General features: G+C 70.2%; 12 protein-coding genes. 8 read left to right on the top strand and 4 right to left on the bottom strand.

All coding sequences use genetic code 11. From position 1 onward, the window contains the following. Positions 1-436 precede the first annotated feature (436 nt). Both LJE69_RS16970 and LJE69_RS16965 read right to left on the bottom strand, forming a co-directional pair. Positions 437-1,150 carry an SDR family oxidoreductase gene (locus tag LJE69_RS16970; protein ID WP_296927213.1) on the bottom strand — a complete coding sequence of 238 codons (714 nt, stop codon included), beginning with the start codon at positions 1,148-1,150 and terminating at the stop codon, positions 437-439. Positions 1,151-1,400: 250 nt separating this feature from the next. Then, positions 1,401-1,610: a DNA gyrase inhibitor YacG gene (locus tag LJE69_RS16965; protein WP_296927212.1), complete on the bottom strand. Its 210-nt coding sequence runs from the start codon at positions 1,608-1,610 to the stop codon at positions 1,401-1,403. Positions 1,611-1,858: 248 nt separating this feature from the next. Between LJE69_RS16965 and LJE69_RS16960 the strand changes: the two genes are divergently transcribed. The 3 genes from LJE69_RS16960 (at position 1,859) to ruvA (ending at position 4,197) form a co-directional block, all read left to right on the top strand. Continuing rightward, entirely contained in the window at positions 1,859-2,608 is a 750-nt protein-coding gene (locus LJE69_RS16960) for a YebC/PmpR family DNA-binding transcriptional regulator (RefSeq protein WP_296927211.1), read from the top strand. A 125-nt stretch (positions 2,609-2,733) separates the two neighbouring features. Continuing rightward, entirely contained in the window at positions 2,734-3,270 is a 537-nt protein-coding gene (gene ruvC / locus LJE69_RS16955) for a crossover junction endodeoxyribonuclease RuvC (RefSeq protein ID WP_296927210.1), read from the top strand. A 321-nt stretch (positions 3,271-3,591) separates the two neighbouring features. Continuing rightward, positions 3,592-4,197: a Holliday junction branch migration protein RuvA gene (ruvA, locus tag LJE69_RS16950; protein WP_296927209.1), complete on the top strand. Its 606-nt coding sequence runs from the start codon at positions 3,592-3,594 to the stop codon at positions 4,195-4,197. A gap of 114 nt (positions 4,198-4,311) precedes the next feature. Here the strand turns inward: ruvA and LJE69_RS16945 are convergent, their stop codons facing one another. Next, a complete protein-coding gene (locus LJE69_RS16945) occupies positions 4,312-5,610 on the bottom strand; it encodes a glycerophosphodiester phosphodiesterase family protein (protein WP_296927208.1) in 1,299 nt (432 codons plus the stop codon). Positions 5,611-5,873: 263 nt separating this feature from the next. Here LJE69_RS16945 and menB point away from each other — a divergent pair, with 263 nt between their 5' ends. From menB to LJE69_RS16920, 5 genes are all read left to right on the top strand, one after another. Next, positions 5,874-6,728: a 1,4-dihydroxy-2-naphthoyl-CoA synthase gene (menB, locus tag LJE69_RS16940; protein WP_296927207.1), complete on the top strand. Its 855-nt coding sequence runs from the start codon at positions 5,874-5,876 to the stop codon at positions 6,726-6,728. A gap of 2 nt (positions 6,729-6,730) precedes the next feature. Then, positions 6,731-7,672, top strand: coding sequence for a 1,4-dihydroxy-2-naphthoate octaprenyltransferase (gene menA / locus LJE69_RS16935; RefSeq protein WP_296927206.1), 942 nt, complete (start codon positions 6,731-6,733; stop codon positions 7,670-7,672). A gap of 49 nt (positions 7,673-7,721) precedes the next feature. Next, positions 7,722-8,762, top strand: a complete 1,041-nt coding sequence (menC, locus tag LJE69_RS16930) for an o-succinylbenzoate synthase (protein WP_296927205.1) — start codon at positions 7,722-7,724, stop codon at positions 8,760-8,762. Next, positions 8,759-9,607, top strand: coding sequence for an alpha/beta fold hydrolase (locus LJE69_RS16925; protein WP_296927204.1), 849 nt, complete (start codon positions 8,759-8,761; stop codon positions 9,605-9,607). The genes menC and LJE69_RS16925 overlap by 4 nt, the downstream gene beginning before the upstream one ends. 136 nt (positions 9,608-9,743) lie before the next feature. Next, a complete protein-coding gene (locus LJE69_RS16920) occupies positions 9,744-10,163 on the top strand; it encodes a thioesterase family protein (RefSeq protein ID WP_296927203.1) in 420 nt (139 codons plus the stop codon). 23 nt (positions 10,164-10,186) lie between these two features. On the opposite strand, the gene LJE69_RS16915 is transcribed toward LJE69_RS16920, so the two are convergent. Then, the coding region (locus tag LJE69_RS16915) for a DUF2059 domain-containing protein (RefSeq protein ID WP_296927202.1) at positions 10,187-10,662 on the bottom strand (476 nt) is incomplete at its 5' end.

Genomic DNA, 10,662 nt, shown 5'->3' with positions numbered 1-10,662 from the left:
GAAGGCGAGCGCCGCGACGAAGAGCAGCCCGGCGGTCAGGGCGAGCGGGATCAGTCGGCGCAATGCGGTGTCTGCGTGCATCAGCGGGCTTGGACGAAGATGAGTCTCCGCGAACTCGAGGCCGAACTGCGCACCCGCCGTCCAAAGCGCGCCGCTGTAGGTCGGGCCGACGTAGGAGGCCCGACGAACAGGCGGTCAGGTCGCGCCCGGTGTCGGGCTGCGTTCCTCAGCCCGACACTACGGAGCTTGCCCGGTCTCTGGAGTTGTGGGAGCCAGCGACACCCCGCCCGGCGAGCTGATGGCACTGGGGTGGCGCGGGGCACTCACCGCGGTGCGATCACGCTCCGGACGATCGGCGGGCGGTCACACTGGGGGCGATGCGAACCAATGGAGCCACAGCCCACGCGAGGCCAGCCCTGCGGCTGACCATCGGCCGTCACCACGGAATCCGCTCGCCGTGCCGGAAGAAGCCGCCGCTGGGCCCGTCCGCGGGCAGGGTGGCGGCCCAGACGATGCCGCGGGCGCCTTCCTCCAACGATAACGTCGCGTTCGGACCGCCCATGTCGGTGCGCACCCATCCCGGGCAGACGGAATTGATCTTGACCTCGGTGCCTTGCAGCTCGTCGGCGAAGATGCGGGTCACGGCGTTGAGCGCGGTCTTGGAAAGCCGGTAGCCGGGGCAGCAGCCGTTCATCTCGCTGAGCTGCCCCATGCCGGAGGAGACGTTCACAACCCGGCCGCGGCCCGACATCAGCGGAATGAGCGCCTGGCAGAGCCGGAGCGCCGCCAGCGTGTTGGTTTCGAAACCGCTCCGAATAGTGTCGAGGTCCGCCTCGAAGATGCTGGACGCGGGGCTGCCGGGGCTCGGGTCCGGAAAGATGCCGGCGTTGTTCACCAGCACGTCGATGCGTGCGAAGTCGCGCGCAAGCATGTCCCTTAAAGCGCGGACGGACTCGGCCGAGGTGACGTCCAGCGGCGCGAAACGCACGTCGGCGCCGCCGGCCGCGAGCTTCTCGGCGGCGGCGCGGCCCTCCGCCTCGCGGCGGGCGGTGAGCACGACCCGGTGGCCCTGCTCGGCAAGCTGGCGGGCGGTCTCGCGACCGAGCCCGCGGTAGGCGCCGGTGACGACGGCGACGGGGGATGTGGTCATGGTGTAGTCCTCATGGTGATGTTCGTGTCGATGCCCGCTCGCGGTGCCGGAGCCGTAGCCACGGGCAGATCAGCGCCGCCGGCTCGGAGACCGAGCAAATATTGCCCGCAACGCGGACATCGCGGGCATCGTCGGTCGGGTTAGCGATCGCGTAACCCGACAATCAATGGCTTACTCGCGCCCTGACTGGCGCCCATCGTCGGGTTACGCTGCGCTAACCTGACCTACATCCAATACTTGCCCAATCTCCTCAGTGCCGGCGCCGGCTCTCCTCCGCGTCGACCGGGAGCCAATCCCGGCCGAGATCCTCGCCGGCAGGCTCCGCGATACGATGCGTCTCGTCCAGCCAATCGCCCAAGTCGATGACTCGGCAGCGCTCGCTGCAGAAGGGCTTGTACCTGGACTGCGGCACCCACGGCACCGGGCGCTGGCAGGTGGGACATTTGACGATGGTGGTCATGCGCGCCTCCAGGATGCCGCTGATCTGGCCTGCGTATTGACTTGGTGAGTCTTGCGCCGCGCGCGGCCGGGTTCAAGCGCACCCGAACAGGCCCAACACGCGCCGCCACCGGGCCGACGCCGTTTCAGCCCCGGGAAGCCCGCCGTTGCGCGAATGTTAAACTTGCGCGTCAACCGCGCGTCCGCGGACCCGCAGGTACAGATTCACGACTTTCACCCACCACTTCGTACAGAGCAGCAGAGGCGAGCATGGCCGGACACAGCAAATGGGCCAACATCAAGCACCGCAAGGCCGCGCAGGACAAGAAGCGCGGCAAGGTCTGGACCAAGCTGATCCGGGAGGTGACCATCGCCGCCCGCGAGGGCGGCGGCGACCCCAACACCAACCCGCGCCTGCGGCTCGCCATGGACAAGGCGTTCGGTGCCAATATGCCCAAGGACACCGTCGACCGCGCCATCAAGCGCGGCGCGGGTGAGGAAGGCGTCGAGGACTACGAGGAGATCCGCTACGAGGGCTACGGCCCCGGCGGCGTCGCCATCATGGTCGACTGCATGACCGACAACCGCAACCGCACCGCCGCCGAGGTGCGCCACGCCTTCACCAAGCACGGCGGCAACCTGGGCACGGACGGCTCCGTGGCCTATCTCTTCACCAAGCAGGGCATCATCAGCTTCCAGCCCGGCACCGACGAGGACAAGGTCATGGAGGCGGCGCTTGAGGCAGGCGCCGAGGACGTCGTGGTCAACGACGACGAGTCGCTGGATGTCGTCACCACCCCGGAGGAGTTCGGCGCCGTCTGCGACGGGCTCGCGCAGGCCGGCTTCGACACGACCGTCTCGGAGGTCACCTACAACGCCGCCACCAGCGCCGAGCTCGACCGCGACAACGCCGAGAAGCTGCTCAAGCTGGTGGACATGCTCGAAGACCTCGACGACGTGCAGGAGGTCTATCACAACGCCGATATCGCGGACGAGATCATGGCGGAGCTCGACGCGTAGGCGGGTTGCGTCCCAGCGGGGGAGCCGGCATGGAGCGAAGGCAAGGCGACAATTGGCGAGCGGAAAGTGCGCACTACGCACTCTCTTGGGGTCTCGTGCCGTCGCGGCCCTGACGGATCATGACGATGCCTTCCACACCCCCTCTGCGCCAGCGGATCTTGGGCATCGACCCCGGCTCCCGCAACACCGGCTTCGGCGTCATCGACAGTGACGGCCGGCACAGCCGGGTGGTCGAGAGCGGCTGCATCCGCGTCGGTCAACACCCCTGGCCGGACCGGCTCGGGCTCATCTTCGACCGCATCGCGGCGCTGGTGGGCGAGCACCAGCCGCATGACATGGCCGTCGAGCAACTGATCTTCGCCCGCGACCCCACCGCCGCGCTGAAGATCGGCCAGGCCCGCGGCGCAATCCTCTGCGCCGGGCTCAAGGCCGGCGTTACGGTGCACGAGTACAGCCCCAAGTCCGTCAAGCTCGCCGTCGTCGGCAGCGGCGGCGCCGACAAGGCGCAGGTGCAGCATATGGTGCGCATCCTGCTCAACCTCGCCGAGCCGCCGGGCGAGGACGAGGCCGACGCGCTCGCCATCGCGCTCTGCCACGCCCACTCCATGGGCATCCCGCAGCGCAAGCGCGCCGCGGCGAGCTGGCGGGATTTTCGGCCTTGAACGTGCCGGCGCTGATTTCGACCAAGCCGCCCTGGCGATGGGGCGTGCAGACGCTCGAGCCGGTCATACGCTTCGGCGTCAGCGCCGAGAAGCGAAGCGCATCTGCTTGCGCTGCCCGCGCGCCTTCCCGGCCCGCGCGGCGGAACAGCGGGGTAGGTCGGGCCGACGCAAGAGGCCCGACCCGCGACGGATGCCTACGCACGCTCAGCGCGGCGCTATAGGCCAGAGCGAGCGGCGCGCGCCGCGGCCCGCCGCAAGCCCCATGCTTGACCGCGCGCTCGGCAAGTTGCATCGTCCGGTCTCACTCACGAGACCGGGCCTATGATCGGACAACTGCGCGGCCAAATCCTCGCCAAACACCCACCGCAAGTACTGATCGACGTGGGCGGCGTCGGCTACGAGGTCGAGGCGCCCATGAGCACCTTCTATGACCTGCCGGCGGTGGGCGAGACCGTGGTGCTGATCACGCACCTCGCGGTGCGCGAGGACGCGCACGTGCTCTACGGCTTCCTGCACGCGCGCGACCGGGCGCTGTTCCGCGAGCTGCTCAAGGTGACGGGCGTCGGCGCGAAGATGGCGCTGGCGATCCTCTCCGGCATGGACGCGGAGCGCTTTGCGCTGTGCGTCGAGCAGGAGGACCTGACGGCCCTGAGCCGGCTGCCCGGCATCGGCAAGAAGACCGCGCAGCGACTGGTGATGGAGATGAAGGACCGGCTCGCCGGTCTCGGCGCTGGGGCCAAGGCCGTGCTCCCGGCAAGACCGGCCGGCACGGCCGCCGACGACCCGCTGGCCGATGCCATCAGCGCGTTAACGGCGCTCGGCTACAAACCCGCCGATGCCAACCGCATGGCGCGCGCCGTGGCCGACGGCGCCGAGACCTCGGAGGAGATCATCCGCGCGGCGTTGCGGTCGGTCTCGGCAGGCTGATCGGGCAGCGCCGCGTCCGACCCCGCGTGAGCGCTCAGCGCTACGCCGCCCGACGGCGGCGCACTAGCCCGAGCATGCCGAGGCCGCGGCGCAGGTAGGGCCGGCGCCGGCGGCTCAAAGGCCCATGCAGTTGGCGTAGAAGGTCACCGTTGCCGGCCAGTCGGAGAAGATCCCTTCGATGCCGACGTCCCGCGCCAGCACGTCCAGCAGTTCCAGCGCCACGCCCTCGTTCTGCCGGTCGGCGAGCACGTCGTTGATGCTCTGGTAGTAGTACTCTCCGTCACCGTCCGCCAAGATGCCGCTGCGCTCCAGGGTCCAGGTAATGATTTTCAAGCGCTCGGCCTTGGCAGTGGTGGCGTAGTCGGACGGCACGATGTCGGTGCCGCTCGCGTCCACCAGCGCCCACGTGGCGGGCGCGACATAGTTGATTCCGGCGGCCTTGTAGGTGGGCAACTCGGCCAGGAAGGACTCGAGCTGCGCCGGTGTGTCGGCGGCGATCAGGTAGACGGCCTGCGCGGCGAAGTCCGGCGCGTTGGCGACCCAGTAGTCGATGTCGTCGCGCTCGAAGGACTGCACCCAGGCATCGCGCGGGCGAATGCCGCCTGCGCGCAGCTCGTCGATCAGCTTCTGGCGATAGTCGTCGTGGGTGAAGTCCGGCGCGCCGTCGCCGTTGGTGTCGAAGGGCATGGTGACGCTCGGCGCCTTCAGCTCCGGCGTGACGCCAACGCCCAGCGTCTTGAACAGCTCGACGCTCTCGGCATGGGTCATCAGCGTGCCGCTGCCGGGGCCGGCATAGAGGTCGGTGCGAAAGCCGGGCGTGCCCTGGAGGTATTCCTGCGCCGTGGTGGCGTCGGCGTTGGCGCCGTCCATCTTGCCCTTCAGGGTCCGGAACTCCGCCAGCGTGATGTCGCTGGTGCAGCAGCGCGCGGTCGCATCGGTGAGCTTGTTGCCATCCGCGTCATAGGTGGCCGGCTGGAACGGCTGCTCGCACTGCGCGTTCAGCGTCGGGTGCGTCACGATGTCCGTCGTGGTGTGCAGGTCGCACTGGGAATGCCGGCAGACCAGCTCGCCGTCCTTGGTGAAGGTAACGTCGCACTCGATTATGCCGGCGCCCTGGCGCGCGGCCGCCAGATAGGACTCCAGCGTGTGCTCCGGGAACTGCAGGCCGGCGCCACGGTGGCCAATAGAGAACTTGGTCTTGCGGAATACGTCGGTAGGACAAGCACTGAGCTTATCCTTCAGCTCGCCGTCAACGAGTTGGTCGAGCAGAAAATAGGGCCGCGGGCCGACTTGCGCGATGGAGTTGATACCACGGTACGCGTCATAGTCGGCGGCGATGGACGGCACGGCGGCCAGGGCGCCGAGGCCCATCAGGCCGCCCAACAGCGGCTTCACAGAGCGCACACGGAGCATGGCGGGTCTCCCGTTGTCGGTGGCGGATGAATAGCTGTGCCGCGCACGCGGCGGCCGGTCTTGGGTGCCGGTGCGCCTCCACGTCAGGCTATCAGCCACCTATGACTGCACCGTCACCATTCCATGATCGCGGGATGACGCCTGCACGCCGACTGCCGCCGCCACTCGGAGGTCCGGGGGCGGCGCGACGCTCAGGTCCCCCGCCCGCCGGCACCGCGGTTACAATCGCCGCTCCGAATCGAGCCGCCAACCGCTCCCCGACCATGCCAGACGCCACCCCCCATGCCAGCCCGCAACCGCCGGACTGGCTAGCGCCCGAAGACGTGCTCTACGAGGACATCCTCTATCACCACGCCGAGGGCATTGCACGCATTACCATCAACCGCCCCGAGGTGCGCAATGCCTTCCGCCCGGAGACGGTGATGGAGCTGCTGGACGCCTTCCACCGCGCGCACCTGGACCCGGAAGTCGGCGTCGTCATCCTCACCGGCGCGGGCGAGCTGGCCTTCTGCTCCGGCGGCGATCAGCGCGTGCGCGGCCATGGCGGCTATCGCGACGCGGCCGGCACCGAGCACCTGAACGTGCTGGAGCTGCAGCGGCGCATCCGCACCCTGCCCAAGCCCGTGGTGGCCATGGTGGCGGGCTATGCCATTGGCGGCGGCCACGTGCTGCACCTGGTGTGCGATCTCACCATCGCCGCGGACAACGCCCGCTTCGGCCAGACGGGGCCTAAAGTGGGCAGCTTCGACGCCGGCTACGGCGCCGGGCTCATGGCCCGCACCGTCGGCCTCAAGAAGGCCAAGGAGATCTGGTTCCTGTGCCGCCAGTACGACGCCGCGGAGGCCCTGACCATGGGGCTGGTCAACACCGTGGTGCCGCTGGCGCAGCTGGAGGCCACCACGGTGGACTGGTGCCGGCGCATGCTGGAGCTCTCGCCGACGGCGCTGCGCATGCTCAAAGCCGCCTTCAACGCCGACACCGACGGCCTCGCCGGCATCCAGGAGCTGGCCGGCAACGCCACCGGGCTCTTCTATCAGACCGACGAGGCACAGGAGGGCCGCAACGCCTTCCTGGAGAAGCGCCCGCCGGACTTCTCGCACTACCGCCGCAGACCCTGAGCATGGCCGACACACCAGGCGCAACCACCATGACCGCCCCGGCCTCGCTGCGCGAACGGACGCTGCGCTGGGTCAGCGCCGCGCGCCCAAAGACGCTGCCGCTGGCGATTACGCCCGTCATGGGCGCGCTGCTGCTGGCCCTCGCGGACACCGGCCGCCTCGCGCCCTTGACCGCGCTCGCGACCTTGCTCGCCGCCGCCGGCATCCAGATCGGCACCAACCTGCACAACGACGCGGCCGACTTCGAGCGCGGCACCGACACCGAGCATCGCCTCGGGCCGCCGCGGGCCTCGGCGCAGGGCTGGTTCACCAGCGCGCAGGTGAAGCGCGCCGCACACATCGCATTCCTCACCAGCTTCGTGCTCGGACTGCTGCTGGTGCTCCGCGGCGGCTGGCCCATCCTGCTGCTCGGGCTCGCGGCCATCGCTGCCGGCTACGCCTACACCAGCGGCCCCAGGCCCATCGCCTACGGCCCCTACGGCGAGCTCTACGTGCTCTGCTTTTTCGGCATCGCCGCGGTAGCCGGCAGCTATTACCTGCAAACGCTCACCCTCTCCGCCGGCGCCATTAGTCTGGGCATTGCACTGGGCCTGCCGGCGGCTGCGGTGCTGCTGCTCAACAACTACCGCGACTTCGACACCGACCGTGCCGCCGGCCGCCGCACCCTGTGCCATATGCTGGGCCGCCCCGCCGCGCGACGGGTCTATGCCGGGCTCGTGTTGGCGCCAATCCCGCTGCTGCTGCTGGGCGGCCTGCCGGGCTGGACCTGGCCGGTGCTGGCGGCGCTGCCGGCGGCGCTGTGGCTGATCCGGCAGCTCGCGGCCAGCGAGGGCCGCGCGCTCAACGGCCTGCTCGCCCGCACGGCGCAGTACCAGGCGTTGCTGGTGGCGCTCTACGCCCTCGGCCTGGTGCTGGGCTGGATCGCGCACCTGCTGCGCGGCTGACGGCCCGCCTTAACAGCCGAGTCCGGTGCCATTCCTCGCCAGGTCCGCCATGCCGCTACGGATCGAGCTCACCCCCTATCGCCTGCCCTTGCGGCGTCCCTGGCGCACTGCACATGGCCTGATGACCGACCGAACGGGCTGGCTCGTCCGAGCCGAAGCGGACGGACTCAGCGGCTTCGGCGACTGCGCGCCGTTGCCCGAGGCCGGCACGGAGACCGCCGGGCAGGCACAAGCGCGCCTGGCGCAGTGGCAGGCCCAAAGCGCTGCCGGCGCCGCAGCGCTGCTCGCGGCGCTGGACACGGCTGCCAGCCCGGCACCGGCGGCCGACTGCGCCGTGGAATCCGCGCTGCTGGACCTCAGCGCCCGCGACCAGGGCCTGCCGTTGCGCCGGCTGCTGAGGCCGGACGCGCTGGACCGCATCGCGATCAACGCCATGCTCGGGCCAGCCGCGACCCTGGCGACCGCCGCCGTCGAGCAGGCCATCGGCGCCGGTTTCCGCGTGCTGAAGCTCAAGGTGGGCATGGCGTCCATGGCGATAGAATTGCCCCGCATCGAGGCCGCCGCCGCGCTGCTGCCGGCCGGTGCCAGGCTGCGGCTGGACGCCAACGGCGCCTGGGACGAGGCCACTGCGGCAATGTGGATCGAGCGCCTCGCGGGTCTGCCCATCGACAGCCTCGAAGAGCCTCTGGCGGAGCCGGAAGACGGTGCGCTCGCACACCTTCAGGCGCAGACGCCCTTCGACCTGGCGCTGGATGAATCCCTCGCCCGGCACCCGGCCATTGCGCCGAGCAGCCTGCCCGTACGACGGCTGGTGCTGAAGCCGGCGGCGCTGGGCGGGCTGCGCCGCACGCTGCGCCTCGCCGGGCAGGCGCGGGCCGCCGGCCGCGAGGTGGTGGTGACGAGCCTGGTGAGCTCCGCCGCCGGACTCTGGGTCGAGGCGCAGCTCGCCGCGGCCACCGGCAGCAGCTTGGCCCATGGCCTCGCGACCGCCGACTGGTTGGCCACGGATGTCGGCGCACCACCACCGGTGGAAAACGGCATGCTGCTGCTGCCGGAGACCCCGGGCAGCGGCTGCGTGGCAACGCCATGAGCGGCGCGGAGGCATCCGACACGCCCGCTGCAACGCGGCTCGACCTGCTGCCGGGCTATGCGTGCCGCCGCTTCGGCGACCCGTCGCGGCCCCCGAGCACCCTCCTGCTGCATGGCTTCACCAGCAGCGGCGCCGACTGGGCGTCGTGGCCGGCGAACGCACCCGCGGCACTGGCACCGGACCTGCCCGGCCACGGCGCGAGCCCGGCGCCCGCAAGCGATTTCCGCAGCGAGATCCAGCGCCTGCTGGCGGCGCTGCCGACGACGATCGACCGGCTGGCAGGCTACTCCCTCGGCGGGCGCATCGCGCTGTCGCTGCTGGCCGCGGCGCCGGAGCGCTTCGGCGCGGCGACCATCATGGCCGCGCACCCGGGGCTCATCAACGCCGGCCAGCGTGAAGCCCGCCGCGCGGCGGACGCCCACTGGGTTGCGCTGCTGCGCGAGCAGGGCATCGATGCCTTCGTCGACACCTGGGAACGGCAGCCGCTGTTCGCGAGCCAGGCGGCGTTGCCGGCGCAGGTCATCGCCAAACAGCGCCGCCGACGCCTGGCCCAGCGCGCCGACGGCCTGGCCGCCAGCCTCGCCTGCTTCGGCCTCGCCGAGATGCCCGGCACCTGGGAGGCCCTGGTGCGCTGGCCGGGACGCCTGTGCTGGCTCGCCGGCGCGCGGGATGGCAAATTCGCCGCCATTGCCGAGCGCATCGCCCGGGAACGGCCGCGGACCGACGTCAGAATAATCCCCGGCGCCGGCCACAACCTGCTGCTGGAGGCACCGTGCGCCGCGCTGGCGGCGGCGCTGGAGACGGGCGGCGCGGCGCCGAGGCTGCAACCTAGAAAGAGCAGTTGACCGCTTCCAGTCGCATCGAAATGCCCGCGGTTGTTGGATGCCTCGCTAGACGAGGCACGTCACCTGCCAGGTGGGCGCCGTTACGGCCGCTCTTTCTAGGTTTAACGCAATGCCCCGCGGCGCTAAAGTCCGCAGCATGAGCGATCCCATCTTCGAGCACCGCTTCCGCGTCGCACTGCACGACACCGACGCCGCCGGCGTGCTCTTCTTCGCGCACCTGCTTCGCCACGCCCATGACGCCTACGAGGCCTGGATGGCCCAGCTCGGCTTCCCGCTGGATGCGATGCTCCGCGACGGCGGGCTGCGGCTGCCCCTGGTGCACGCCGAGGCGGACTACCGGCGGCCGCTGCGCCATGGCGATGCCGTGACTGTCCGGCTCGGCGTCGCGGGGGTCGGCGGCAGTGCCTTCACCGTGGCATACCGCTTTCTCGACGCCCAGGGCGAGCTCGCCGCCAGCGCCCGCACCGTCCACGTGGGGGTCGACGCCAACGGCCACCGGACTCTGCCGGATGCGCTGCGCCGGGCCGTGCAGCCGCCCCAAACGCGGCTGGCCTGACCGAACCGTGACCCGAGCCAGGGTTACTTGAGCTTGATACCCTCGGCCTCGAGCCGCTTCATCACCCTTGCCTCAATGGTGGGTGTCAGCGCCTGGCTCCACTGCTGGCTGAGCTGCATGGTGGCCTCGGTCAATAGCGGCATCACCGTGACGGTCTTACGCCCGAGGTCTGTATCGTAGAAGGCGATGAGGCCCTTGATCTCCGCTGGCGTGAAATGCTCCGCGTAGAGCGGGATGATCCGGCGCTTGAAGGCGCCCAGATGCTCGCTGTAGACCGAGATCACTTCCTCTTCGATGATGTCAAACGCGCGCGACGGCCAGTCCGGGTGCGCCGCCTCGAGCGCGCTCAGCATGGGCGCAGCCGTGGCTTTGCCCATCTGTTTGGCAAGATCCTCCGCGCCCGAGACGGCCAGCAATCGCTCGATATCGGCGCGCTGCGCCTGCGAGGGTTTCTGCGCCGCTGGGGCCATGGTGCAGCCCAGTGCCGCGAGTGCCACCA

The sequence above is a fragment of the Thiohalocapsa sp. genome, assembly GCF_022340605.1.
Classification (GTDB): domain Bacteria; phylum Pseudomonadota; class Gammaproteobacteria; order Chromatiales; family Chromatiaceae; genus Thiohalocapsa.
This window is presented reverse-complemented; position numbering and strand designations above follow the sequence as displayed.

Bases quoted from the DNA above. Each gene is read 5' to 3' on its own strand.
- LJE69_RS16970 (WP_296927213.1), bottom strand. From the start codon at position 1,150: ATGACCACATCCCCCGTCGCCGTCGTCACCGGCGCCTACCGCGGGCTC.
- LJE69_RS16965 (WP_296927212.1), bottom strand. From the start codon at position 1,610: ATGACCACCATCGTCAAATGTCCCACCTGCCAGCGCCCGGTGCCGTGG.
- LJE69_RS16960 (WP_296927211.1), top strand. From the start codon at position 1,859: ATGGCCGGACACAGCAAATGGGCCAACATCAAGCACCGCAAGGCCGCG.
- ruvC (WP_296927210.1), top strand. From the start codon at position 2,734: ATGCCTTCCACACCCCCTCTGCGCCAGCGGATCTTGGGCATCGACCCC.
- ruvA (WP_296927209.1), top strand. From the start codon at position 3,592: ATGATCGGACAACTGCGCGGCCAAATCCTCGCCAAACACCCACCGCAA.
- LJE69_RS16945 (WP_296927208.1), bottom strand. From the start codon at position 5,610: ATGCTCCGTGTGCGCTCTGTGAAGCCGCTGTTGGGCGGCCTGATGGGC.
- menB (WP_296927207.1), top strand. From the start codon at position 5,874: ATGCCAGACGCCACCCCCCATGCCAGCCCGCAACCGCCGGACTGGCTA.
- menA (WP_296927206.1), top strand. From the start codon at position 6,731: ATGGCCGACACACCAGGCGCAACCACCATGACCGCCCCGGCCTCGCTG.
- menC (WP_296927205.1), top strand. From the start codon at position 7,722: ATGCCGCTACGGATCGAGCTCACCCCCTATCGCCTGCCCTTGCGGCGT.
- LJE69_RS16925 (WP_296927204.1), top strand. From the start codon at position 8,759: ATGAGCGGCGCGGAGGCATCCGACACGCCCGCTGCAACGCGGCTCGAC.
- LJE69_RS16920 (WP_296927203.1), top strand. From the start codon at position 9,744: ATGAGCGATCCCATCTTCGAGCACCGCTTCCGCGTCGCACTGCACGAC.